General features: G+C 66.1%; 26 protein-coding genes. 18 read left to right on the top strand and 8 right to left on the bottom strand.

Going from position 1 to position 24,694, the window contains the following annotated elements; all coding sequences use genetic code 11:
- Nucleotides 1-9 precede the first annotated feature (9 nt).
- The 4 genes from purL to A5756_RS23085 form a co-directional block, all read right to left on the bottom strand.
- On the bottom strand, nt 10-2,307 hold the full coding sequence (gene purL / locus A5756_RS23100) for a phosphoribosylformylglycinamidine synthase subunit PurL (RefSeq protein ID WP_066957891.1): 2,298 nt from the start codon (nt 2,305-2,307) through the stop codon (nt 10-12).
- Nucleotides 2,308-2,355: 48 nt separating this feature from the next.
- Complete coding sequence (locus tag A5756_RS23095; RefSeq protein ID WP_066957889.1) at nt 2,356-2,703, bottom strand: VOC family protein; 348 nt, start codon at nt 2,701-2,703, stop codon at nt 2,356-2,358.
- Between the two features lie 70 nt (nt 2,704-2,773).
- On the bottom strand, nt 2,774-4,297 hold the full coding sequence (locus A5756_RS23090) for a multicopper oxidase family protein (protein ID WP_066957887.1): 1,524 nt from the start codon (nt 4,295-4,297) through the stop codon (nt 2,774-2,776).
- On the bottom strand, nt 4,294-4,650 hold the full coding sequence (locus A5756_RS23085; protein WP_066957885.1) for a hypothetical protein: 357 nt from the start codon (nt 4,648-4,650) through the stop codon (nt 4,294-4,296). Before A5756_RS23085 ends, A5756_RS23090 begins: the two co-directional genes overlap by 4 nt.
- Before the next feature lie 330 nt (nt 4,651-4,980).
- On the opposite strand from A5756_RS23085, the gene A5756_RS23080 reads away from it, so the two are divergent.
- On the top strand, nt 4,981-5,430 hold the full coding sequence (locus A5756_RS23080) for a nitroreductase family deazaflavin-dependent oxidoreductase (RefSeq protein WP_066958056.1): 450 nt from the start codon (nt 4,981-4,983) through the stop codon (nt 5,428-5,430).
- 47 nt (nt 5,431-5,477) lie between these two features.
- Entirely contained in the window at nt 5,478-5,846 is a 369-nt protein-coding gene (locus A5756_RS23075; protein ID WP_066957883.1) for a DoxX family protein, read from the top strand.
- 12 nt (nt 5,847-5,858) lie between these two features.
- Here A5756_RS23075 and A5756_RS23070 read toward each other — a convergent pair whose 3' ends face one another.
- Entirely contained in the window at nt 5,859-7,127 is a 1,269-nt protein-coding gene (locus A5756_RS23070; protein ID WP_082948073.1) for a M18 family aminopeptidase, read from the bottom strand.
- 109 nt (nt 7,128-7,236) lie between these two features.
- Here A5756_RS23070 and A5756_RS23065 point away from each other — a divergent pair, with 109 nt between their 5' ends.
- The 3 genes from A5756_RS23065 (at nt 7,237) to A5756_RS23055 (ending at nt 9,849) form a co-directional block, all read left to right on the top strand.
- Nucleotides 7,237-8,247, top strand: coding sequence for a Dyp-type peroxidase (locus A5756_RS23065; RefSeq protein ID WP_066957880.1), 1,011 nt, complete (start codon nt 7,237-7,239; stop codon nt 8,245-8,247).
- Nucleotides 8,244-9,041 (top strand): family 1 encapsulin nanocompartment shell protein, encoded by a 798-nt coding sequence (locus A5756_RS23060; RefSeq protein ID WP_066957878.1) that lies wholly within the window; start codon nt 8,244-8,246, stop codon nt 9,039-9,041. Before A5756_RS23065 ends, A5756_RS23060 begins: the two co-directional genes overlap by 4 nt.
- A gap of 67 nt (nt 9,042-9,108) precedes the next feature.
- On the top strand, nt 9,109-9,849 hold the full coding sequence (locus tag A5756_RS23055; RefSeq protein ID WP_066957877.1) for an SDR family NAD(P)-dependent oxidoreductase: 741 nt from the start codon (nt 9,109-9,111) through the stop codon (nt 9,847-9,849).
- A gap of 14 nt (nt 9,850-9,863) precedes the next feature.
- Here A5756_RS23055 and A5756_RS23050 read toward each other — a convergent pair whose 3' ends face one another.
- Nucleotides 9,864-11,567 (bottom strand): MOSC and FAD-binding oxidoreductase domain-containing protein, encoded by a 1,704-nt coding sequence (locus A5756_RS23050; protein ID WP_066957875.1) that lies wholly within the window; start codon nt 11,565-11,567, stop codon nt 9,864-9,866.
- A 202-nt stretch (nt 11,568-11,769) separates the two neighbouring features.
- Between A5756_RS23050 and A5756_RS23045 the strand changes: the two genes are divergently transcribed.
- The 9 genes from A5756_RS23045 to A5756_RS23005 all read left to right on the top strand — a co-directional run bounded on the left by A5756_RS23045 (nt 11,770) and on the right by A5756_RS23005 (nt 19,695).
- Nucleotides 11,770-12,642: an alpha/beta fold hydrolase gene (locus tag A5756_RS23045; RefSeq protein ID WP_066957873.1), complete on the top strand. Its 873-nt coding sequence runs from the start codon at nt 11,770-11,772 to the stop codon at nt 12,640-12,642.
- Between the two features lie 65 nt (nt 12,643-12,707).
- On the top strand, nt 12,708-13,397 hold the full coding sequence (locus A5756_RS26585; protein WP_066957871.1) for a TetR/AcrR family transcriptional regulator: 690 nt from the start codon (nt 12,708-12,710) through the stop codon (nt 13,395-13,397).
- Complete coding sequence (locus tag A5756_RS26580; RefSeq protein ID WP_066957869.1) at nt 13,394-14,068, top strand: TetR/AcrR family transcriptional regulator; 675 nt, start codon at nt 13,394-13,396, stop codon at nt 14,066-14,068. The genes A5756_RS26585 and A5756_RS26580 overlap by 4 nt, the downstream gene beginning before the upstream one ends.
- A gap of 143 nt (nt 14,069-14,211) precedes the next feature.
- Nucleotides 14,212-15,258 (top strand): zinc-binding alcohol dehydrogenase family protein, encoded by a 1,047-nt coding sequence (locus A5756_RS23030; RefSeq protein ID WP_066957868.1) that lies wholly within the window; start codon nt 14,212-14,214, stop codon nt 15,256-15,258.
- Between the two features lie 46 nt (nt 15,259-15,304).
- Entirely contained in the window at nt 15,305-16,186 is an 882-nt protein-coding gene (locus A5756_RS23025) for a DUF427 domain-containing protein (protein ID WP_066957866.1), read from the top strand.
- 153 nt (nt 16,187-16,339) lie between these two features.
- Nucleotides 16,340-17,071 carry a TMEM175 family protein gene (locus A5756_RS23020; protein WP_231989200.1) on the top strand — a complete coding sequence of 244 codons (732 nt, stop codon included), beginning with the start codon at nt 16,340-16,342 and terminating at the stop codon, nt 17,069-17,071.
- 2 nt (nt 17,072-17,073) lie between these two features.
- The gene (locus A5756_RS23015; RefSeq protein WP_066957864.1) at nt 17,074-17,754 is read left to right on the top strand and encodes a haloacid dehalogenase type II; all 681 of its coding nucleotides are present in this window, start codon (nt 17,074-17,076) and stop codon (nt 17,752-17,754) included.
- Nucleotides 17,755-17,778: 24 nt separating this feature from the next.
- Nucleotides 17,779-19,233: an NAD(P)/FAD-dependent oxidoreductase gene (locus A5756_RS23010; RefSeq protein ID WP_066957861.1), complete on the top strand. Its 1,455-nt coding sequence runs from the start codon at nt 17,779-17,781 to the stop codon at nt 19,231-19,233.
- 3 nt (nt 19,234-19,236) lie between these two features.
- The gene (locus A5756_RS23005) at nt 19,237-19,695 is read left to right on the top strand and encodes a cupin domain-containing protein (protein WP_066957859.1); all 459 of its coding nucleotides are present in this window, start codon (nt 19,237-19,239) and stop codon (nt 19,693-19,695) included.
- On the opposite strand, the gene A5756_RS23000 is transcribed toward A5756_RS23005, so the two are convergent.
- The gene (locus A5756_RS23000) at nt 19,689-20,087 is read right to left on the bottom strand and encodes a VOC family protein (RefSeq protein WP_066957856.1); all 399 of its coding nucleotides are present in this window, start codon (nt 20,085-20,087) and stop codon (nt 19,689-19,691) included. The two genes, A5756_RS23005 and A5756_RS23000, sit on opposite strands and share 7 nt — an antisense overlap.
- A gap of 133 nt (nt 20,088-20,220) precedes the next feature.
- On the opposite strand from A5756_RS23000, the gene A5756_RS22995 reads away from it, so the two are divergent.
- The 4 genes from A5756_RS22995 to A5756_RS22980 all read left to right on the top strand — a co-directional run bounded on the left by A5756_RS22995 (nt 20,221) and on the right by A5756_RS22980 (nt 24,079).
- Nucleotides 20,221-21,039: a GntR family transcriptional regulator gene (locus A5756_RS22995; protein WP_066957854.1), complete on the top strand. Its 819-nt coding sequence runs from the start codon at nt 20,221-20,223 to the stop codon at nt 21,037-21,039.
- Nucleotides 21,040-21,135: 96 nt separating this feature from the next.
- Nucleotides 21,136-21,612 (top strand): hypothetical protein, encoded by a 477-nt coding sequence (locus A5756_RS22990; protein ID WP_066957851.1) that lies wholly within the window; start codon nt 21,136-21,138, stop codon nt 21,610-21,612.
- Nucleotides 21,613-21,810: 198 nt separating this feature from the next.
- Nucleotides 21,811-22,626, top strand: a complete 816-nt coding sequence (locus A5756_RS22985) for a lysophospholipid acyltransferase family protein (protein WP_066957849.1) — start codon at nt 21,811-21,813, stop codon at nt 22,624-22,626.
- 73 nt (nt 22,627-22,699) lie between these two features.
- Nucleotides 22,700-24,079, top strand: a complete 1,380-nt coding sequence (locus A5756_RS22980; RefSeq protein ID WP_197505817.1) for a wax ester/triacylglycerol synthase family O-acyltransferase — start codon at nt 22,700-22,702, stop codon at nt 24,077-24,079.
- Here A5756_RS22980 and purQ read toward each other — a convergent pair.
- Nucleotides 24,076-24,694, bottom strand: a 619-nt coding sequence (gene purQ, locus A5756_RS22975) for a phosphoribosylformylglycinamidine synthase subunit PurQ (protein WP_369828739.1), incomplete at its 5' end; no start/stop codon positions are given. The genes A5756_RS22980 and purQ overlap by 4 nt on opposite strands.

The following is a 24,694-nucleotide window of genomic DNA, read 5'->3' as shown; positions in this document are numbered from 1 at the left end:
TGCTGGGTCTCATCCGAAGAGGCGGGGCAGCACTGCCTCGGACGTCTCGCGCAGTTCCTCCAGCGACACGGTGAATAGGCCCTGAACCTCCACCGCGTCCGAGTCCTGATCGACGACGCCGATGCGCACCGCGGGCAGCCCGCGCGCCTCACACATCGCCCGGAACCGGCTCTCCTCGGTGCGCGGCACCGCCACCAAGACCCGGCCCGCCGACTCGGAAAACAACGTGACGAACGGATCGGTACCCTCGGGAAGCACGATGCGGCAACCGGTTTCGCCCGCCAGGGCCGCCTCCACGATCGCCTGCGCAAGCCCGCCCTCGGACAGGTCGTGCGCCGCGGACACCAGTCCGTCGCGAGAGGCCGCGGTCAGCACCTCGGCCAATAATCTTTCGCGTGCCAGGTCCACCGCGGGCGGCACCCCACCCAGGTGGTCGGCCGTCACCTGCGCCCAGATGGAACCGTCGAGTTCATCGTGCGTATCACCCAGCAGCATCAGGGCCTGGCCCGGTTCGCCGCCCAGACCGGTTGGGATGCGCCGGCCGACATCGTCGAGCACACCGAGCACGCCGACTACCGGCGTGGGCAGAATCGCCGCCGACCCAGTCTGGTTGTAGAAGCTGACGTTGCCGCCGGTAACCGGAATGCCAAGGGCCGCACAACCATCGGCCAGCCCCCGCACCGCCTGAGAGAACTGCCACATCACCCCGGGATCCTCCGGAGAGCCGAAATTGAGGCAGTTTGTCACCGCGACGGGGGTGGCGCCGGTGACGGCGACGTTGCGGTAGGCCTCGGCCAGCGCGAGTTGGGCTCCGACGTAGGGGTCGAGCAGCGTGTAGCGCCCCGACGCGTCAGTCGACAAAGCGATGCCGCGGCCGGTGGTTTCGTCGACACGGAGCACGCCGCCATCGGCGTGCTCGGCCAGCACGGTGTTGCCGCGCACATAGCGGTCGTACTGCTCGGTGATGAAGGCACGGCTGCACAGGTGCGGGCTGCCCAGCAGTGCAAGCAGAGTCGCGCGCAGCTCCTGCCCGGTCGTTGGCCGCGGCAGGCCGGTGGACCGGTCGGCGTTCAGGGCGTCCTGCGATTCGGGCCGCGCGAGCGGCCGCTGGTACACCGGGCCCTCGTGCGCCACGGTGCGCGGCGGCACGTCGACGATCGTTTCGCCGCGCCAGGTGATCCGCAATCGGTCGCCGTCGGTGACCTCGCCGATCACCGTGGCCAGCACCTCCCATTTGCGGCAGACCGCCAGGAAGGCGTCCACGTTCTCCGGCGCCACCACCGCGCACATCCGCTCCTGCGACTCGCTGCAGAGCACCTCCGCGGGCGTCATGTCCTTGGCCCGCAACGGGACGGCATCGAGCTCGATCGCCATCCCGCCGTCCCCGGCCGATGCTAATTCCGATGTGGCACAGGATAATCCGGCCCCGCCCAGATCCTGGATGCCGATCACCAAGCCGCCCGCGTAGAGCTCGAGGCAGCACTCGATGAGCACCTTCTCCATGAAGGGGTCGCCCACTTGCACCGACGGGAGCTTCTTGCGGGACCCTTCGCTGTCGAAGGTTTCCGACGCCAGCACCGATACCCCACCGATGCCGTCGAGGCCGGTGCGCGCGCCGAACAGGATGATCTTGTTTCCGGTGCCAGAGGCGAACGCCAGGTGCAGGTCTTCCTGGCGTAACACGCCGACGCACAACGCGTTTACCAACGGATTGCCGGCGTAGCACGCATCGAAGACCGTCTCGCCGCCGATGTTGGGCAACCCGAGCGAGTTGCCATAGCCGCCGATGCCGCGGACCACCCCGTCGACCACCCGGCGCGTGTCGGGGGCGTCGGCGGCGCCGAACCGAAGCTGGTCCATCACCGCGACCGGCCGCGCGCCCATGGCCATGATGTCGCGGACGATGCCGCCCACGCCGGTCGCCGCACCCTGGTAGGGCTCGACATAGGACGGGTGGTTGTGCGACTCCACTTTGAAGGTGACCGCCCAGCCGTCACCGATGTCGACCACGCCCGCGTTTTCGCCGATCCCGGCCAGCATGCCCGCACGCATGGCGTCGGTGGTGGTCTCGCCGAAGTAGCGCAAATGAACCTTCGACGACTTGTACGAGCAGTGCTCGCTCCACATCACCGAGTACATCGCCAGCTCGGTGTCGGTGGGTCTGCGGCCCAGGATCTCGCGGATCCGCTCGTACTCGTCCTCTTTGAGGCCCAGCTCGGCGAACGGCTGCGGCTGGTCGGGGCTGGCAGCGGCGTGCTCGACGGTGTCGGTCGCCTGGGTGCGGGCGCTCGTCCCGGAGACAGTCACGCCAGACAGTCTAGGGCGACGCCGCCATCGCCGTGGGGCGCCGCGTGGCTATTGCCCGACGACGCAGAAGACGTTGCCCTCCGGGTCGGCCAGCACCACCCAGCGAAAATTGTCGCCGAATGTGTGCCGGCCGACCTCCGTGGCCCCGCCGGCCGTCAGCCGGGAGACCTCGGCGTCAACGTCGGCGGCACCGAAGTCGAGGTGCACCCGGTTCTTCCCGGGCGTGGGATCGGGCACCTTCTGGAATCCGAGCCGGGGCCCTTCCGACAAGCTCACCGCGGTGAACTCGTCGGCGAGCAACTCCTGCGTCGTACCCCCGAACTGCTCGGCCCACCATCCGGCCAGCATCGCGGGGTCGCTGCAGTCGAAAGTGATCATCTCCACGTTGAGCGCCATACCGCCAGACCTTAGGCCTCGGAGTGACTCGGGTGAAAGGACTGCGCGGATCGCCGCGGTAATCCGGCGGTTAAGCGATGGTCAGGAAGTCGGCCATCATGGCCATGTCCTCGTGCTCGAGGTTGTGGCAATGCAGAAGGTACGAGCCGGCGTAGTCGGTGAATCGGGTGAGGACTTCCACCGCCTCGGCCGGGCGGACGTCGACGGTGTCTTTCCAGCCCATATCGAAACGTCCGGGTGCGCGGTTGTTGCGGGACAGCACTTGGAAGGAGTTCAGGTGCACATGAACGGGATGGTGGAACTCGGTGATGAACCGCCAGATTTCCGTCGTGCCGATCCTCGGGCGCGCCAGCGGCCGGCCCGGTTCATATGGCAGGTCGTTGATCGTCCATACCCCTCTTCTGCCTAGGCGGAAGAGGAAGGTCCGAGTGCCCACCACTTGCTCTCGGCTTAGGGGGGCGCTTGTGCTGAGCCGGTCGGGGATCGCCGAATCATCGGCACGGTCGGTGCCGACGATGTCGAACCGCATAACCTCGGCGGCGCTTCCGGCACCCAACAGGTTGAGTAGACGCACGCGTGTTCCGCTTTGGTAGCGGCCGAAGTCGACCGCGACCTCGAAGCGTTCGGCCGGAGCGATGTCGATGAAGTCATGGCTTACCGGCCGCGCGAGCAATCCCCCATCACTGCCGATTTGCACCAGCGCCGACCCTCCGGGCGGCTGCGGGTCCAATTGCAGCCGGTAGCGACGGGCATTGGATGCGTTGAGTAGCCGCAGGCGATAGCGGGCCGGATCGGTTTGCAGCACCGGCCATGGCGCACCGTTGACGAGGATGACGTCACCCAGGACGCCGTTCATGTAGTCGCCGGTCACCCCACCGGACTCAGCGGCCGGGTAGCGAAACGAGCCATCGGCGGCGAACGCACGATCGGTGATCATCAGCGGGATATCCCGAGAGCCGCGAGGCAGCGGCAACGCATCTTCCTCGTCGTCATGAACCAGGTGAAATCCGGCTAGCCCGCGCCACACCGCGGCACCGGTGTAGCCCATGCGGTGATCGTGGTACCACAACGTTGCGGCCCGCTGATCCATCGGATAAACGTATTCACGTTGTCCGACAACGCTGTTGCGTGCCATGTCCATCGCGGCGGGTTGACCCTGCGGCAAGATGAAATCGGTCGGATATCCATCGTGGTCTGGCGGGGTGTGCCCGCCATGCAGATGTACCACCACTGGCACCGGCAGACCGTTGCGGTGCCGCACGACGGTGCGTCGGCCGGTCCGTGACGCAATGGTGGGGCCCGGGAAGCTCGTGTTGTAAGTCCATGCCGCAGTGGTCATCTCGGGCAGGATGCGCAACTGTGTGACCTGCTGTGTGATCTCGTAGTAATCGGTGTGAGCATCGGTGCTGACTGGCGTCAATTGTTCCGGGATCGGCAGCGGGACTTGATAGGGGGCGGGCAGTTTGGGCTCACTGCGAATCAGCCGCCCCGACTCGGCGGAGCCCAGCAGTGCGTGCGACATTGGCCAGCTGGCGCCCACGACGCTGATCCCTGCCGCGGCGGCGCCCAACCGCAACGCGCTGCGCCGATTCACCGAGCCACATCCTGCTGTTCCGCGAGAGGGTGTGCGGTCAGCGGCAGACGCCAAACCGATGCGGTCAGCTGCACGATTCCAGCAATGAGCAGAACCCCGAGCGGAACGTGCAGGCCCGTCAGCCGCAATTCGCCCGAGGCGAACTCGGCAACGAAAAGAATTGTCACGAGCGTACCGACCGCTATCGGCCACCGCGGCCCGCCTGTTCTGCTGACGACCACGAGCGCAACCACCTGCACGACGGAGAGCATCGTGGTCACCCTGGCGCCGATCGAGTGCAGCATCAGTGCGTCGTACTGCCCGCCCAGGAAACTGCCGGCGAATGCGGCCTGAGCGACCGCCAGGATCGCCAATGTGGCGCTGGTAGCAGGGGCGACTACCCGGGGCCAGCGTCGGCCGTCCGAGTTATCCGCCGTCATCGCGGCACACCCGCTCGGTTAAGGGTCACCGCGGCATACAGTTTGGCGGCTGTCATGGTTCTCCTTCGTCATGGCGTCGGACATCCGGGCTCAGGAATGACGACGAGACGACGCTGCGAAAAGTTACGCACGCAGTTGTAACTTTCGGCGCTGCCGAACCGTCCTTGAATTACGAGCTGCGAGTGGGCGTCGGTTGCTACCCCGGCGGTGTCCCGTCACAGCCGATTCCACGCTCACCGCAACGGAATACACCAAGGAGAAATGATGTCCAACCCGACGCCGCCCCGCTGGCTGAAGCCGATGAACAAGTTCATGATCGCGATGCAAAAGCTCGGGGTACCCACGGGACCGCCCATGGTGTTGACGGTGCCCGGCCGCAAAACCGGGAAGGCGCGCAGCACGCCCATGACACCCTTTAGGCTGGATGGACAGCTTTTTGCCGTGGCCGGATTCCCCGGTGCCGATTGGGCACGCAATGCACGCGCAGCCGGCGCCGGGACGCTCCGCAAGGGCCGAAAGGTGCAACGCGTCAGGATAACTGAGCTGGCCGCCGAGCAGGCCCGCCCGGTGTTGCGGGAATACCCGAACGAGGTGCCGGTCGGTGTCGCCTTCTTGAAGCGCTCGGGCCTGGTGCGTCACGGCCATCCCGAAGAGGTCGAGGCGCTGGCCGGCCGGATCGCCGTGTTTCGACTAGACCCCATTCCGGCGAGCTAACGCCGGACGATTCCACTATCGGTCGACCATCCCCGGAAGCCACCAACATGCACACCGCGTACCTTGTCGTGACGATAATCGCCATTGCCCTCGACGGATTTTCGGGCGTGAGCGCGCTGCTCCATTTCGCGCCCATCATTCCGCCGATGAGACGGGCCGGGGTTCCCCTGTCCTGGCTGAGATTTCCCATCGGCACCTTGAAAACCCTAGGCGCGCTTGGGCTTGTGGCCGGACTCTGGATTCCGGCAATCGGCGTCGCGGCGGCGGCCGGGCTAATTATCTTCTTCATCTGCGCGATGTACACACATGTACTCGCCAACGATATTTCCGGTCAGTTCGTCTTCGCGGGGTTCCTGCTCACGCTCAACGCCGCGACCTTCGCACTCACCCTGATCGCCCACCCCGCCGCCGTCTAGGCCTCGGAAACCTTAGAATGATTCAGGCGAAAGGAACGCGCGCATCGCCGCAGAGTAGGTCGCTACGTCGTGGGCGCCCATCAACTCGCGCGCGGAGTGCATCGCGAGCTGTGCGGCGCCGATGTCGACGGTGGGGATACCAGTCCGGGCCGAGGCCAGCGGCCCGATCGTCGACCCACAGGGCAGGTCAGCGCGGTGCTCGTAACGCTGCAGGGCGACCCCGGCCTGGTGACAGGCGAGCGCGAAGGGCGCGGCCGTGCGCCCGTCGGTGGCATAACGCAGGTTTGGGTGCACCTTGAGCACCGGCCCGGCGTTGACCTCGATGAGATGGCCGGGCTCGTGCCGCTCCGGATAGTTGGGGTGGGTGGCGTGCGCCATGTCCGCCGAGGCCAGCAATGACTCGGGCAGCCGACGCAGGAAGTCCTCCCGGGTGCCGCCGGCGGCGAGCACGATCCGCTCGAGGACGGTGCTCAATAGGTTGGACTGCGCACCGTGATCCGAAGACGAACCGACTTCCTCGTGGTCGAAGACCACCAGCACGGGCAGGACGCCACGCGGCTCGGCGGCCAGCAGAGCCTCCATCCCGGCATAACAGCTGGCCTGGTTGTCCAGCCGGGGGGCGCTGAGCAGGTCGCCGTCGGCGCCGATCACCGTCGACGGGGTCACGTCGTGGGTCATGAGGTCGGCCGCCAGCACGCTGGTCGGCGTCACCCCGGCGCGTTCCGCGACGAAGTCGATGAACGACCTAGCTTCGGCGCCAGCGCCCCAGACCGCGTTGACGTGTCGCTGGGGGTCCAACGTCAGCGATTTGCGGTCCTCGGCGAGGTGGATGGCCAGCTGGGGTACCCGCAGGATCGGCTCGTCTATCCGGACCAGCCGGTGCTCGATCCCCGTGCCCTGATTCGAGTGCACCGATAACCGTCCGCTGATGCCCAGGTCGCGGTCCAGCCAGGAGTTGAGCCATGCCCCGCCGTACGGTTCCAGCGCCACGACGCGCCAACCGGCGACCAGCCGATCCGGATGCTGCTTGACCCGCAGGTTAGGGCTGTCGGTGTGTGCGCCGACGATCCGGAACGGGCCGTCGGGCCCGTCGGAATTCCAGGCGACCAGCGAGCCGGCCCGCACGGTGAAGTAGCGACCCGGTTCGTCCGGCCAGCGTTGGGCCTCGCTCAGTTCGGTGTATCCGGCGGCGGTCAGCCGCGCCGCCACCGTGGCACAAACGTGAAACGGCGACGGAGAGGCGTCGATGAAATCGCAGAGGCCTGCGGCGTTGGCCGACATGTCCAACATCATGGCTGTCGACGACAACGGAGTTCACGTTAGGTCCGATTGCGCGGCTCCTTGCTCGCGCACTTCCTGCGCTCGCCGTCGCCACGCTAGGGTCGCCCATGTGCCTCCCGTCCAGCCGCAGCCGATCCTCGAGCCGTTGACGCCTGCGGCGGTCTTCCTGGTAGTGACCATCGACGACGGCGGAGAAGCGACGGTGCACGACGCGCTGCCCGACATTTCCGGCCTGGTGCGCGCGATCGGCTTCCGCGAGCCGCCGAAACGGTTGTCCGCCATCACCTCCATCGGCTCGCGAGCCTGGGATCGCTTGTTCTCCGGTCCGCGTCCCGCCGAGTTGCACCCGTTCGTCGAACTGGAAGGCCCGCGGCACACCGCCCCAGCCACGCCCGGGGATCTGCTGTTCCACATCCGGGCCGAAAGCTTGGACGTGTGTTTCGAATTGGCCGACCGCATCCTGAGGTCGATGGCCGGTGCCGTCACCGTCGTCGACGAGGTACACGGATTCCGCTATTTCGACAACCGCGACCTGTTGGGCTTCGTCGATGGCACCGAAAACCCCGACGGCCCCTTGGCCGTCAGCGCCACTGCCATCGGCGCCGAGGATTCCGAATTCGAGGGCTCGTGCTACGTACACGTGCAGAAGTATCTGCACGAAATGTCATCGTGGAACGCCCTGTCGGTCAGCGAGCAGGAGTTGGTGATCGGCCGGACCAAACTGGAGAACCTCGAACTCGACGACGACCAAAAGCCGGCCAACGCCCACATCGCCCTCAACGTCATCACTGACGACGACGGCACCGAGCTGAAGATCGTCCGGCACAACATGCCGTTCGGCGAACTCGGCAAGGGCGAGTACGGGACCTACTTCATCGGCTATTCCCGCACGCCGCGCGTCACCGAACAGATGCTGAGCAACATGTTTCTCGGTGATCCACCCGGAAACACCGACCACATCCTCGAGTTCTCCACCGCGGTCACCGGTGGCTTGTTCTTCTCCCCCACCGTGGACTTCCTTGATGATCCACCGCCACTGCCGGCAGCGCCGGTGGTGGAAACGTCTGTTGCACAAGACGGCTCACTTTCGATCGGCAGCCTGAAAGGAACCCCTTCATGAACAACCTCTACCGCGACCTGGCACCGGTCACCGAAGCCGCTTGGGACGAAATCGAAACGGAGGCGACCCGGACATTCAAACGCCATGTCGCCGGGCGCCGGGTAGTCGACGTCAGCGGCCCCGGCGGTCCGGTCACCGCGGCGGTCAGCACCGGCCGCCTGATCGACGTGGCGGCACCGTCTGACGGCGTGGAGGCTCACCTGCGGGCGAGCAAACCCCTTGTCCGGCTGCGGGTTCCGTTCACTCTCTCACGTTACGAGATCGACAATGTCGAGCGTGGTGCGCAGGACTCCGACTGGGACCCGGTCAAGGAGGCCGCCAAGAAGTTGGCGTTTGTGGAAGACCGGGCGATCTTCGAGGGTTACGCCGCCGCATCGATCGAGGGCATCCGCTCCGCCAGCTCGAACAAGCCGTTGACCTTGCCGGCCGATCCTCGCGAAATTCCGGATGTCATCACGCAGGCGATCTCCGAATTGCGGCTGGCCGGGGTCGACGGCCCCTACTCGGTGTTGCTGTCCGCCGATGTCTATACGAAGGTCAGCGAGACCACCGAACACGGATATCCGATCCTCGAGCACATCGACCGGCTGGTTCCGGGAGACATCATCTGGGCGCCGGCCATCGACGGTGCTTTCGTGCTTACCACCCGCGGCGGTGACTTCGATCTGCAACTCGGGACCGATGTGTCGATCGGCTACACGAGCCATGATGCGGACACCGTGCGGCTGTATCTGCAGGAGACGCTGACATTCCTGTGCTACACCGCCGAGGCGGCGGTCCCGCTGAGCTCCTAGGAATAAAAGCCGGGATGCGGCTGCTGTCGGTGAGGCAAGTGAACTTCTCACCTGGAGGCAGGATCCGATGGCAGCAACGATGGCCGGCTCCACCGCGCTGGTGACCGGGGCCACGTCCGGTATCGGCAAGGAAATCGCGCTCCAGCTCGCGGAACGCGGGGTTGAGGTCGTGGTACACGGCCGCGACGCCGAACGCGGCGCGAAGACCGTCCGCGAGATCGAAAATGCCGGCGGGAGAGCCCGTTTCGTCGCGGCCGACCTCAATGACCCCGACGACGTGCGCCGCCTGGCGGCCGAGGCGGGGCCGGTCGACATCTTGATCAACAATGCCGGAATCTACAAATTCGGAACCACCGTGGAGACGGATGACGCCGCCTTCGACGAGCACGTGAATGTGAACCTGCGCGCCCCTTACATTTTGGTCCAGCAATTGGCGCCGGGGATGATGGAGCGCGGCGGTGGCGCGGTGGTCAACGTGAGCACCGTCGCGGCGTCGGTGCCGGCCAGCGGCGCGGGCATCTATGGCGCTACCAAGGCCGGCCTGGAGCTGCTGACGCGTGTCTGGGCGGACGAGTTCGGCCGGTCCGGAGTGCGGGTGAACGCGATCGCGCCGGGACCAACCGACACCCCCGGCACCACCGCGACACCCGGCATGCTGGAGGCGGTGGCGGCCAGCACCGCGATCGGCCGGCCCGCCGAGCCGAGTGAAATCGCGAGCGCAATCGTCTTTCTCAGCTCTCCCGACGCCAGTTATGTCAACGGCGCTGTGGTGCCCGTGAGCGGCGGTCAACGCGCGATCACCGCCTGACGCAACGGTTTTCGCTACAGGTCCAGCACCAGCTCGGTCTCCGGGGCCGCCGAGCAGATGAGTATGGTCCCCTGCTCGGGCGGCTCCAGCGGCGGCTGCACGTAACTGGCCCTGCCGGCGACAACTCCGGTGACGCACACATGACACACGCCGCTGCGGCAGGAGAACCGGGTGGGCACGTCGCAAGCTTCGGCCAACTCGAGGATGCTCCCGAATTGGGATGACCAGTTGACCGTTAGGCCGCTGCGCGCGAAGGTGATCGACGGGCCCGTTCCCGCAAGTCCGGCCGGCGGGTGCGGCGGCGTGCGAGGAGCGCCGTCGACGATACCCGGATTGATCGACGGCAGGGCGCCGAATAGCTCGCTGTGGATCCGCTCAGGAGCCAGGCCCTCCGCGGTGAGTGCGTCGCGCATGTCGCTCATGAACTGGGTTGGGCCGCACAGGTATGCCGTGGCATTGGCCGGGATACCTAGCGCCGCGATGGCCGGGCGGTCCAAACGGCCTTGGGTCTGTGTGTAGAACACCGACTGCCGAGCACTCGGCAGAGATTTGATCAAGCTGGCGACTTCGGTTGCGAAAGCTTGCATTTCGCGGTTACGGGTGGTGTGCAGCCACCAGATGTCGCGCCTGCTGCAGGCCTCGGCGAGCGTGTGCAGCATGGCCAAGACGGGTGTGATGCCGATTCCCGCCGACATCAGCAGCACCGGGCCGCCGCCGTCGACGAGGCAAAACTCTCCGCGCGGGGCGGCGGCCTCGACGACCGAGCCCGGCTGAACGTGCAAGTGCAGCCACGAGCTGACCAGTCCGTGCTCTTCCCGCTTGACGCTGATGCGGTAGTACCCCGCGGCGGGGTCCCCGGAGAGGGAGTAACTACGCAGCGGCGCCGGGGCTCCCGCGCCGGGGATTCGCACCGTCAGATATTGCCCTGGCAGCGGCGCCGGTAGCGCGGAACGGTCCTCGGCTTCCAGTTCGATGGACATCACCTGTGGGCTTTCCCGGCGCACTCCCCTAACCCGTAAGGGCCGAAACCCATCCCACGCCGGTATCACGGTCGGAGGCTCGGACGCCGGTCCCTGCGGTGAGGCGAGCATGTCCCGGAACGACTGCTGCCAGCCCGGGCTGAGCGCGGGGACGTCGACAATCTTGTGGAGTAGCTCGAGGTCGCGGTCCGGCAAGTACAACAGCGCATCGACGTCGGCGACGCTGAGCTCGTGGCGACCACGGCGCGTACGCACGACGTCATCGCCGGCACGCACCTGTCCTTCGGAAATCACCCGAAAGTAAAATCCCGGCCGGCGTTGGGAGACAAGGAGGTTCGGCATCCTTGGTTCGTCGAGGCGCATTCCGACCCGAAAGCAGGTGACGCGGGGCTGGGTGACCTCGAACTCGGCTTCACCGATTTGGTAGCGGTCACCGATGCACACCTCGTCGTCGGGCAGCCCGCTGATGGTGAAGTTCTCCCCGAAGTGGCCCGGCACGAGGTCGTCGCGGCCCAGGTATTTCTTCCAGAAGTCATATGACTCGGTCTGATACACCATGACGGCGCGCTGCTCGCCGCCGTGGCCGCCGAGATCACCCTGACCGTCGCCGTCGATGTTCAGACGACGCACCATGACCGGCCCCTCGACCGGTGTTTTCCAGATCCCGGTGTACACGGTCTTGTGATGCCACTGAACGTTCTTGGGGCGGCCGACGTTCACCGAAACCAGCTTGCCCACTATTCACCTCCGGGCTTCGCCAGTGGGACGGCCGGCCCAGAATATGCCGCTCCGTGCCGGAGGGCAACAGGAGGTGGGACTGTTGCGCGGTGCCCGCTCAGGTGCATACTGGGCGACACAACCCAAAACGGCGCGACAGTGGATTCCTGAACGTGTGCCCGGTGCCGCGTGCTGTTTGAGGGCGAATCCGAGGAGGAAAACAATGCCGGCTGTCCATCATCGTTACGCCACCGTCGGCGGTCACCGGCTGTTCTTCCGGCACGCGGGCGACCCGAACCATCCCGCCCTGGTGCTTTTGCACGGGTTTCCCACCAGCTCCTACATGTTCCGCCATCTGATCCCGATGCTCGCCGACCGCTACCACGTCATCGCACCGGATCACCTGGGCTTCGGGCTTTCCGACGCGCCGTCCGTCCAGGAGTTCGACTACACCTTCGACGCGCTGACCGACCTCACTGCCGCATTGCTGCGCGCCGTCGACGTCGACCGGTACGCGATGTACGTCCAGGACTACGGCGCGCCGATCGGCTGGCGGCTGGCGCTGCGCGACCCGTCGGTGATCACCGCGATCATCACCCAGAACGGCAACGGCTACGACGCGGGATTCGTCGACAGCTTCTGGAAGATCGTGCGCGCATACCAACGCGAACAAACGCAGGAGACGGAGGCCGCGGTCCGGCAGTTCCTCACGCTGGATGCCACTCGATGGCAATACGTCACCGGCGTTGCCGACGAGACCCTCGTCGACCCCGAATCGTGGCACCACGATTACGCGCTCATATCGCGGCCGGGCAACGACCTGGTGCAGCTGAAATTGTTGCGGGACTATGCAACCAACGCGCCGCTCTACCCGGTGTTGCACGAATACTTGCGCGCCAGCCAGGTACCGCTGCTGGCGGTGTGGGGCCGCGGCGACGAGATCTTTGGTCCCGCCGGCGCCGAGGCGTTCGCCGACGACCTGCCGGATGCCGAGATCCGCCTGCTTGAGGGCGGCCACTTCCTGCTGGAGTCCGCACTGGACGACGTCGCCGCGCTGATTCGCGGCTTCCTAACCAAGGTTGACATGACCGCCTGACCGGTTCCGGGATCAATGGGTTGGATATCCCATAGTTCCCAAGGCTCGCGGGTTAGCCTGACGCAATGGCCCATTCCGATGTTCAAGACGAACAACGGTTGACCGCCAAGGGGCGCGCCACCCGGGACCGCATCGTGGAAGCGGCCGCCCAGCTGATCGTCACCGAGGGCCTGTCCGCGGCGAACATGGAAAACGTCCGCAAGGCGGCATCGGTCAGCGGTTCGCAGCTGGCCCACTACTTCGCCGACAAGAGCGCGCTCATTCGCGCGGTCCTCAGGCGTCAGATCGGCGTGGTGCTCGACTTCCACCGGCAGCCCCAGCTGGGTGGCCTGGCTTCTTTCGGAGACTTCGAGCGGTGGATCGACCTCAACATGCGATACCTCAGGCGCATCGGATATTTCGGCACACCCACCTACCACGCGCTTGCCGCCCAGCTGGCGAAGTCCGACCACGCGACGCGTGAAACGCTGGCGGCGGGCTATTGGCAGTGGGTCGATCTGCTCCAGGCAGCGATCCAGCGGATGAAGGATGGCGGCGCCTTGGTCGCGAACGCCGACCCTCGACGATTGGCGATGGTCATCGTCGCCGCCCATCAGGGCGGAGGCACTTTGGCATTCACCTACCGGGCGGAATGGCCGCACGCCGACGCGGTGCGCTTCGCGATCAACTACCTGCGCACCTTCGCAACCGATCCGGACGAGCGAACCCCGCGACCGGCGCGGCGTACCCGGCGCCGCGCGAGGGCCGCCACGTGAATGCCGAAAGCCCGGGACGATTCACCCGCAAGGGACTGGCGACGCGCGCACGGATCGTTGATGCAGCCGCGCGGCTCACGTTCGAGCGTGGCGTCGCCAACACCAGCATCGACCAGGTACGGCGCGCGGCCGGAGTGGGCGGCTCACAGATCGCGCACTACTTCCGCGACAAACGCGAGCTGACCCGTCAGGTCGTTGCCGCCCGCCGCGAAGACGTGCGGGCATTTCACACCCAGCCACCGCTCGGCGCCCTGGACAGCGTCGACGCCCTGCAGGCCTGGGCCGACGCCTGCGTCGCCGACATAGACGCCGTCTACCGCGTCGGCGGTTGCGTCTACGGCTCCTTGGCGGGCGAGCTGATCGACGCCGACGACGAAATTCACGACGATCTCTCCAGAGGTTATGACCAGTGGATTGAGCTGTTCGAGACCGGTCTTATGGCGATGCGCCGGCGCGGCGACCTGCGCCCCGACGCCGATCCGCGGCACCTGGCGGTGTCGTTGGTTGTCGCCCACCAAGGCGGCGCCATGCTGACGTACGCCACCGGGGATGGGGAACCACTGCGGGCCGCCGTCAACGCCGGCGTCGACTACGTCCGCTCCTTCACAGCGCAGACGCGCGCGAGCCGAGCCACCTCGACGCGGCGCCGCGGCACGTCCCGATCCAAGTAAGCGCACCGCTTCTCTGGACAGAATGGGATAGCTAGCCCATAATAATTGGGTTGGTTGGCCCAGTGAGGTCTGCGGCAGCTCACCGGTTCTGGTGGCGCGCCGATATCCCCACGCCCCCGCTGGATATTTGGGAGGAGCGCCACGTGTCCACCACCAATGCACCTGAGCTACCCTCCGCACCCGCCGTAGTCCGTGAGCGGCCCGGCGGGGAAACCATGCGGGCGATCATCCTGGAGGGATTCGGCGGCCTGGACAGCCTGGTCTACACCGACATCCCAAAGCCGTTGCCCAAGGACGGCGAAGTGGTGATCGAAGTCAAGGCCTTCGGCATCAATCACGCCGAGCTGCACATGCGCCGGGGCGAATGGGCCGAAGCCGCGGAGGTCAGCGGCATCGAATGCGTCGGCATCGTCGACTCGTGCCCGAGCGGTGAGTTCCGCGTGGGCGCAAAAGTGGCGGCGCTGATGGGCGGCCTCGGCCGAACCATCAATGGCAGCTACGCGCAGTACACCCGCGTGCGCGCGGCGAACGTCGCCGCCATCGAATCCGAGCTGCCCTGGGCACAGTTGGCCGCGCTGCCCGAAACCTACGCGGTCGCTTGGACATGCCTCTTCCGCAACCTCGGCCTGAGGTCGGGACAGACGCTGGTCCTGCGCGGCGCGACCTCGTCGCTCGGGCAGGCCGCGCTCAAGATGGCCGTCGCCGCCGGCTCGCGCGTCATCGCCACCGCGCGAAGTCACGGCCGGTTTCCCATGCTCGAGGAGCTCGGCGCATCGCGCGTCGAATTGGAAAGGCGCGACCTGGCCGACCATCTCCTGGAGGCCAAACAGGTCGATGTCGTCCTGGACTTGGTCGGCAACAGCACCATCCTGGATTCCCTCGACATGCTGCGCCGCGAGGGAACGGCCTGCCTGGCGGGATGGCTGGGCGGGCTGGACCCGATCGGGAATTTCAACCCGCTGTTGCGCATGCCAAGCGGGGTCAACTGGAACTTCTTCGGCAGCTTCGTGTTCGGGACACCCGGCTTTCCGCTCTCGGATGTCCCCCTGCAAGACATCGCACGCCAGGTCGCCGACGGCACGCTGGAGGCCACGCCGTCCCGCGTCTTCGCCTTCGACGAGATCCGCGAGGCGCACCGCGTGATGGAATCAGGGGAGGCCGGCGGCAAGATGGTCGTGGTGATGCAATAAGAGAAGCCTGTTCCAGCAAAGAAATTCGCGGGGAAGGGACTAGACGATGGGGCTGGCATGGCAGCAAGGTCCGCTTGCGACCGGATCAGCGGGACGATTCCTGACCGAGCAGCCGTTACCACGACGACTGCTGTACGCCGAGCCGCTGCGAAGGCGAATGCGAGTGCAATTCGCGGACAGGTGGATCGCTGACAGCGAGAACGTGGTTCTGTTGCACGAGCCGGGTCGCTATCCGGTCGCCTACTTCCCGCTCGGCGACATCGAGGCGGGCATCGTGTTGGCCGAGGATCGCGTCACAGAGCATCAGGACCTTGGTGGCACGCAGTGGTTCACCATCAAGGTCGCGGAGCGGGAGGCCAGCCACGCAGCTTGGCGGCATACTTGTCTGCCGCCCTATGCATCGGACCTCGACGGGCGTCTCGCGTTTGCCTGGCGCGCCATGGACGCCTTTTACGAAGAGGACGAGCGCATCGTCGGGCATGCCGCGGACGCCTATCATCGCATCGACATCCGTTCCACGGCACGGCATCTGATTGTTCGTGCTGGTGACAGGGTGATCGCCGATACCCAGCACCCGCTGGCGCTTTATGAGTCAGGATTTGCGCCACGCTGGTATGTGCCCCGCGAGGATATTGACGAGTCTGCTCTCGAAATTGTTGAGACGCAAACCTTTTGCCCCTACAAAGGTATCTGCTCCTATTACGATATCGGCGACCGGAAACGCGCGGCGTGGTCCTACCTCAGCGCATGGCGCGAGGTGAGGCGGGTGGCGAACTGGGTTTCCTTCGAGCCGGATAAGATTGATGTCTACCTCGACGGCGAACAGCTTGAACTCGAGCCAGGCCAGACCGTCATTCCCCACGGCATCGACCGCGGATTGGACACAGATGAGGTCTTAGGGAAGACACCAACCGCGGGGATCCCATGAAGGCTTCCCTCGAAGTTGTCGTCGTGCCTGTTACGGATCCCGATCGCTCGCTGCAAGGTCTCTACCTGGTCGTTTGCGACATCGAAGGCTACCGGGCGGAGCTTGTGGGACGCGGGGTGACGGTCAGCGACACCCGGCACAAGGACACGTGCGGTGGCTGGCGCGGCGGGTTTCTTCCTGGCCCAGCTAGCGGCCGCACTGACTATGCGAGCTTTGCGGATTTCCGCGATCCCGACGGTAATGCGTGGGTGTTGCAGGAACGAAACCATCAACGAGCCTGAAGGGGGCGCAGTGGTTGTGCGCAAATCCAGTCCCGACCGGGTGGGAGCGTTCTCCGACGGTGTGTTCGCGGTGCTCATCACGATCTTGGTGCTGGAGCTCAAGCCTCCGACCGCCCACAGCTTCAGCGCCCTAATCCCGCTATGGCCCACCGGCCTGAGCTATGTGGTCAGCTATTTGTTCATCGCGATCGTATGGGTCAACCATCATCACCTGTTCGGCTATGCGGAGCTGGCGACGCCGCGGCTGGTGTGGTCGAACTTCGCGCATTTGTTCTCGGTCTCGCTCATCCCGATAACCACCGAGTGGATCGCCGACAGTAGGTTCGCCGCTGCCCCCGTGGCCTCATATGCGTTCGTGTTCGTGCTCGTAAACATCACGTATCTCGCACTGTGCTGGGAAGTGGTCGACCGGCCCGCTCCTGAAGAAGTCACGGATCGAATGCGCAGGTTGTTGCGGATGAGGTCATTCATCACGATCGGCGTCTTCACAACGGCCGGCGTGGCCGCGCTTTGGTGGCCCTTTGTGGGGATGGCTTTGATTTGTTTGTGTTTGATCGGGTATCTCCGGCCGGATGCTCCAACTCTGAAAAAGGACAAGCCGTGACCATGCGCGTACCGTCAGTCCTGGTTTTCGACGTCAACGAGACACTGGTCGATATCGATTCCCTCGCACCGCTTTTCAGTGATCTTTTCGCTGATCAGCGGGTGCTTCGCGAGTGGTTCGCCCAGCTGATCATGTACTCGATGTCCGCCACGTTGGCGGACAGCTATGTGAACTTCTCCACCCTCGCCCAAGGCGTGCTGCGCATGGTGGGCGTCATCCACCACGTCGACGTCTCCGACGATGACCTGCAGCGCCTGAAGACAGGCTTGCTCACGATGCCCGCCCACCCAGACGCGGCGCCAGGGCTAGCCGCCCTACGTGACAACGGTTTTCGTCTGGTCACCTTGACGAATTCACCGCCCAACCCGGACGGGCCAACGGCGCTGCAGAGTTCCGGGCTGGCCGAATTCTTCGAAGTGCAATTGAGCGTCGACGCCTGCCACGCCTTCAAGCCGGCGCCCGCCGTCTACCGATACGCGTGCGAGACGCTCGAAGTGGCCCCGGCCGACTGCATGATGGTGGCCGCCCACGTGTGGGATACCCTCGGCGCCCAGAAGGTCGGCTTCAGCGGTGCGCTCATCACCCGGCCCGGCAATCCGCCGCTGCCCGTCGACGGGCTGCCCCAACCGGATCTGGTGGCGAAAGACCTGCGCCAGCTGGCCGCGAAGCTCGTCGCCAGCTGACGCATCACGGGGAGGACGACAACGATGGCAGCACACGAAGAAAGCGGCTACGACGTCATTGTGCTCGGGGCCGGGCCGATCGGGCAGAACGCCGCAGAGGGCGCCCGGGCGGCGGGCCTGAGCGTCGCGCTGGTCGAGCGCGAACTCGTCGGCGGCGAGTGTTCCTACTGGGCCTGCGTGCCCAGTAAAGCCCTGCTGCGTCCGGTGATTGCCGTCTCGGAAGCCCGCCACGTCGACGGCGCGCGCGAGGCGGTCAGCGGCCCCATCAATGCCGCCAAAGTTTTCCGCCGCCGTAACCGCTACGTCAGCGACTGGGACGACACCGGCCAGGCCGACTGGGTGGGCGGCATCGGCGCCACCCTGGTGCGCGGCCATGGCCGGTTGGATGGCCCGCGACGAGTCGCGGTCACCGCGTCCGACGGAGCCACGTCCGTGTTGACAGCACGGCACGCCGTCGTGATCTGCACGGGAAGCCGGCCCGTCCTGCCCGACTTGCCCGGCATCGACGAAGCCAGGCCGTGGACCAACCGCCAAGCCACCGACAGCAGCAACGTCCCCGAGCGGCTCGCGGTGGTGGGCGCCGGCGGCGTGGGCGTTGAAATGGCAACTGCATGGCAAGGATTGGGGTCCCAGGTGACCCTCCTCGCGCGAGGTTCGGGCCTTCTGCCGAGGATGGAATCCTTCGTTGGCGAGCTCGTCGGCCGCGGCCTCGCCGATGCCGGCGTGGATGTCCGCATTGGAGTATCGGTCCGCGCGCTGCACCGGCCCAACGGCGGAGTGGTGACCCTCGAGTTGGACGATGGCTCCGAATTGGAAGTCAGCGAAGTGCTTTTCGCGACGGGCCGCGCTCCGCTCACCGACGACATCGGTCTACACACCGTCGGTCTGGCACCCGGCGACTGGCTGGAGGTCGACGACACCTGCCAAGTGCGGGCGATAGAAGATGGCTGGCTCTACGCCGCGGGCGACGTCAATCACCGGGCCTTGCTGACCCATCAGGGCAAGTACCAGGGCCGCGTTGCTGGAGCGGCGATCGGAGCGCGCGCGGCGGGTAGCCCGTTGGACACCGCACCCTGGGGCAGGCATGCAACCACCGCCGACCATTACGCCGTGCCGCAGGCCTTCTTCACCACTCCCGAAGCCGCCGCGGTCGGCCTTACGGCCCGGCAGGCCGAGCGGGCCGGGCACCGGGTACGCACGGTCGACGTGCAGATCGGCGATGTGGTGATGGGGGCCAAGCTTTATGCCGATGGGTACAGCGGCCGGGCGCGGATGGTGGTGGACCTCGATCGCGGGCACTTGCTCGGGGTCACGCTGGTTGGGCCCGGGGTCACCGAGATGCTGCACTCCGCCACCATCGCGGTCGCCGGCCAGGTGCCCATCGAGCGGTTGTGGCACGCCGTGCCCTGCTTCCCAACGGTCAGCGAGCTGTGGCTGCGGCTCCTCGAGGCGTATCGGGATGCATCGGACCATAATTGACGTATGGCCACCGCAGACGGATTCCATCCCGATTTCGACGAGACAACATTGGAAGCCGCCCATAACCGGGTGCATCACGTCAGGGCATCGGACATCACTTCCGACACCGCGCAATCGGAGGGACTCCGTCGGTTCGCAGCGCTCAGCGGCGCGTCGGTCGGAGCCGAGAAGCTCTGGATGGGCGAGACACACGCAATGCCGTCGACCGTGTCGTCCAATCACCATCACGGCGATTCGGAGACCGCCATCTACGTTCGCAGCGGCCACCCGGAATTCGTCTTTCACGACGGCGCCCAAGAGGTGCGCATCTCGACTTCGCCCGGGGACTACGTCTTCATCCCGCCACACCTGCCGCACCGGGAGGAAAACCCTGATCCAGACGCACCGGCGGAGGTCGTCATCGCGCGCAGCACTCAAGAGGCGATCGTGGTGAATCTGCCGACGTTGTATCCCCTTCAGTAGACCGCGATTTCGATGAGATTCCCGTCAACGTCGCGGCAGTAGTGTGAGGTCATCGGTCCCAAGGCTCCGGTTCTGGCGACCGGTCCCGCAACGATCTGAACTCCGCAGTCGGCGAGGTGGGCGCGGACCTCGTCCGGGCCGCTGCGGGTGATGAAGCACAGGTCCTCGGAACCGGCCGCCTCGACCGACCCGGTAATCCACTCGGGGTCGGCGGCCAGCGCCCCGACCGGCCGCAGGTTGAGTTTCTGCTCCCCGAAGCGCAGGGCGATCCGGCCAGCGGGACCAAACGTCTCTCGCCGCATGCCCAGAACCCGCTCGTACCACGCGGCGGTGGCCTCGACGTCTGTGCAGTTCAGCACGACATGATCAATCCGTTCCACTGCGAATGCCACGGTCAGCCTCCTGTGGTGTGCAGCCGAAAATCGCTCGGCGCCAGAGTAATCCGACGGCTGTTGTCGGTTGTGGGCGGCAACGGCGCGGCAAGCGGCCTTTACGCCCCACCCACCAGACGTTTTAATACGTCTTATGACCACCCGGTCGCTCGACCTCGAGTCCGCCGATCTGCGAGTCAGGCGCGGCAGCGTGCCCGCGAGCACTCAGCTCGCCGAAGCGCTCAAGGCCGCGATCATCAAGCAACGCGTGCCCCGCGGCGGACGCCTGCCCAGCGAGCGGGAGCTCATCGATCGATCCGGTCTGAGCCGGGTAACCGTGCGAGCCGCAGTCGGACTGCTCGAGCGCCAGGGCTGGCTGGTGCGGCGCCAGGGTCTGGGCACCTTCGTGACCAACCCGGTCAGACAAGAATTGGGCTCCGGCGTGCGGACGATCACCGAGGTCTTGGCGAGCTCCGGGATCACTCCACACGTCGACGTGCTGTCCCATCGCGTCGATGAGCCCCCGCAACGAATAGCCGAAACGCTCGGCTTGTCCAAAGTCCTTTGCATCCACCGGCGCTTTCGCGACGGGGACGTGCCGTTGGCGCTGATGATCGCCTACTTGCCGCCGGGACTGGGCAAGGCCGTCGAACCGCTGCTGTCGAGCGTGTCGGACACGCAACCCGCACGGGCGATGGAAAGCACCTACACGATGTGGGAGCGGCGACTGGGCATCCCCGTCGCCCGGGCCGGCTATGAGATCCACGCGGCGGGGGCCTCCGTCGAGGTGGCCGGCGCGTTGAATCTGCCGTTGGGCTCCCCAGTGCTCGTGCTTGAACGCATCAGCTACGGCAATGACGACAAGCCCCTGGAGGTCGTGGAGTTCCACTATCGTCCCGAGCGGTACCGGTTCTCGGTAATGCTGCCCCGGACCATGCCGGCGCCCGGTGCGGGGATTGTCGAGCGGCGCTGAACGGCCGCCTCGACTCAGCCAATTCTCAACAGATTCTTCGGTGGCCCATGGCTTGTCTCCCAGCATCCGCAAAGCCACTGGCCGCAGCATGTTTTCATGACGAACGAGCCCACGTGCGCAAACTTGGTCGAACATTACCTGCGCACCCGCGGGCGACGCTATTTCCGTGGCCACCACGACGGTGAATACTTCTTCGTCACCAGCGCCCGCACGTCCGTCGCGAGGCGCCTGCACGTCCACCTCGAGATCTCGCCCGAGCACGGCGACGTGCTGATCATTCGCGTGACTCCGGGGTGCTTCTTCCCCGCCGCCGAGCGCTCCTGGTTGGTGCACTTCTCTGACACCTGGAACCGCCAGGAACGCGAAGTCACCGCGATCGTGCACGGCTCGTCCGACCCACAGCGAATCGGTGTGGTGGCGCGCAGGTCGCACTGGATCCGGCAGAACGTTTCCTTCGACGACTTCGCCGCCTTCGTCGACCGCACGATCGCGGACGCGACCGACCTCTTTTACGACTTGAGCCCGGCCGGCGACCTGCCGACGGCGCATCCACTGCTGCGCGACGCCGGCTGATCCTCGCGCGCCGGTGCCACCCGTTGTCAGCGGGCGAGAGCCACAGGCTTTTCTCGGATACCGTCCGGCGTCGTCAGCGAACGAATATGGCATTCTCTTATACGGAGAGTAGGACATGCCAATCCGGGACTCAGGTTTGAGATCTGCGTCACACCGGCAATCAATACCAAACGGCAAGAACACGACAACGGGGAAGCCATGAAGGGCAGCGGTGTTGAGGCGGCCGAAAACCACGAAACCGCCAAGTGGGATCCGGCCTTTACCGAGCAGGTCGCCAATGCCCTCGGGCCGGTCATCAAGCGGTGGTATCGGGCCGAGGTGCGCAATCTCGACAACGTCCCGCCGTCCGGCGGAGCGTTGGTGGTGTCCAACCACTCGGGAGGCATGCTCACCCCGGACGTGTTGATCTTCTCCCCGGCGTTCTACCAGAAGTTCGGTTACGACCGGCCCGTCTACACCCTGGGCCACTACGGCCTGTTCATGGGCCCCCTGGACGGCTGGCTGCGCCGCCTCGGGGTTATCGAGGCGAGCCGCGAAAACGCTGCCGCGGCACTGCATTCGGGCGCGGTGGTGTTGGTGTTTCCGGGCGGTGACTACGACTCCTACCGGCCTACCTTCAGCGCCAACTCCATCGACTTCAACGGGCGCACCGGCTACGTGCGGACCGCCATCGAGGCCGGGGTGCCGATCGTGCCCACCGTCTCGATAGGAGGCCAGGAGACCCAACTCTTCTTGACCCGCGGCAACTGGCTGGCGCGCAAATTGGGGCTGACGAAGGCGCGCATGGATATCTTCCCGGTGAGCTTCGGGTTCCCGTTCGGGCTGAGCGTGATCTTCCCACCAAACCTGCCGCTACCCGCCAAGATCGTCACCGAGGTGCTCGAACCGATCGACGTCACCGCCCAGTTCGGCGACGACCCCGACATCGACGAGGTCGACGCGCACGTGCGCGCGGTCATGGAATCGGCGCTCAAGCGACTCGCCGGTCAGCGCCGACTCCCCATCCTCGGCTGACGTCCGATGACTGAAGGCGAGACGCCATGCGAAAGTCGCGACAGCACAAGCTGATTCCACGGCGGGGTGGCGGTTGAAGAGGCTCAACGGCATGGACGCCATGCTGCTCTACAGCGAGACGCCCAATCTGCACACCCACACGTTGAAAGTGGCGGTCATCGACCCCGCCGAAGCCGAGTTCGGCTTCGAGGCGTTCCGCCGTCACGTTCGTCGCCGGCTGCACCTGCTGGAACCGTTGCGCTACCAGCTCGTCGACATCCCCTGGCAGCTTCATCACCCGATGTGGCAGGAGAACTGCGAGGTCGACCTCGATTACCACCTGCGGCGCGTGCAGGTGCCCCCGCCGGGCGGCCGGCGAGAGCTCGACCAGGTGATCGGCCAGGTCGCCTCGACGCCGCTGGACCGCAGCCGGCCGCTGTGGGAGTTTCACTTCGCCGAGGGGCTGGCCGGTGGGCGATTCGCCCTCGTCGGCAAGATTCACCACGCGCTGGCCGACGGCGTGGCGTCCGTCAACCTGCTGTCCCGCGCCATGGATCTCGAGGACGGGCCAACCGACGAACGCGACAACGACGAAACGGGCGTCACCGCTTCGACCGCCGACCTGCTGCGCGCCGCGGCCCGCGACCATGCCCGGCAAATCGCCGAACTGCCGGGGCTGGTCAGGGACGCCGCCGTAGGGCTGACGCGAGTGCGCCGCCGGTCCAAACAACGCGGTGACCACCCGGACCTGGCCGATGCGTTCGACGCCCCGCCGACGTTCTTGAACCACGTCGTCTCGCCTCAGCGGCGGTTCGCCAGCACGACGCTGCCGCTGGCCGACGCCAAGGCGACGGCCAAGGCGCTGGGCATCACCATCAACGACCTGATCCTTGCGACCGCCGCCGGCGGCCTGCGCACGCTGCTGTTGGCGTATGACGGCGCGGCCGACCGGCCGATCATCGCGTCCGTACCGACGGCGACCGACAAGTCGGACCGCATCACCGGCAATGAGATCAGCGGCCTGATGATCTCGTTGCCGGTACACGTTGCCGATGCCGCCGACCGGGCGCGGCTGGTGGCATTGGCAACTCGAATTGCCAAGGAAGACCACGAGATCCTCGGCCCGCAGCTCTACGGGCGACTAATGGCCTACCTGCCGACCGCCGCTGCCCCGGCCGCTTTCCGGTGGCTGGGGCGGCGCGACGCGCCGAACAAGCTGATGAACGTCGCTGTCTCCAGCGTGGTGGGCCCGCGTGAGCGCGGGCACTTCGGCGGCGCGGCGGTCAGCGAGATCTACTCAACCGGGGTCTTGTCGCCGGGCGCCCCGGTCAATATCACCGTGTGGAGCTACGTCGACCAGCTCGGCGTCGCCGTGCTCACCGACGATCAGACGTTCGACGACCCACACGAAGCGACCGACGCCATCAGCGCAGCATTCGCCGAATTACGGTCAGCCGCAGGGATTTCCGCCTAGACCGAAAGCACCGCGTCCAGCGCCGAATAGAACAGGCCCAAGCCGTCGTCGGAGGGGCCAGTCAACGCTTCGATGGCGTGCTCGGGGTGCGGCATCAGTCCGACGACACGGCCGTTGGCGGAGCTGACTCCGGCGATGTCGTGCAGGGAGCCGTTGGGGTTGTCGAGGTAGCGGAATACGACCCGGCCCTCCCCTTCCAGCTCGTCGAGCACATCGTCGGGGGCCACGTAGCGGCCCTCGCCGGACTTCAGCGGCACCAGCAGCTCAGCACCCCACTGGAAACGCGACGTCCAGGCCGTCGAGATCGACGCCACCCGCAACCACACATCGCGGCAGACGAAGTGCAGCCCGATGTTGCGGGTCAGCGCCCCGGGAAGCAGCCCGGCCTCGCAGAGCACCTGAAATCCGTTGCAAATGCCCAAGACTGGCATGCCGCGATTCGCGGCGGCCACCACTTCACCCATCACTGGGGCGAACCGGGCGATCGCCCCCGCCCGCAGGTAGTCGCCATAGGAGAACCCTCCCGGCACCACCACGGCGTCGACGCCGCCCGGGCGGCGCGGAGTGTCGGGGCCGAGGCGGTCAGCCTGTGGCACGCCGACGCCGACCTCAAGG

Origin of the sequence: Mycobacterium sp. 852002-53434_SCH5985345 (assembly GCF_001667155.1) — a bacterium.
GTDB lineage: Bacteria > Actinomycetota > Actinomycetes > Mycobacteriales > Mycobacteriaceae > Mycobacterium.
This window is presented reverse-complemented; position numbering and strand designations above follow the sequence as displayed.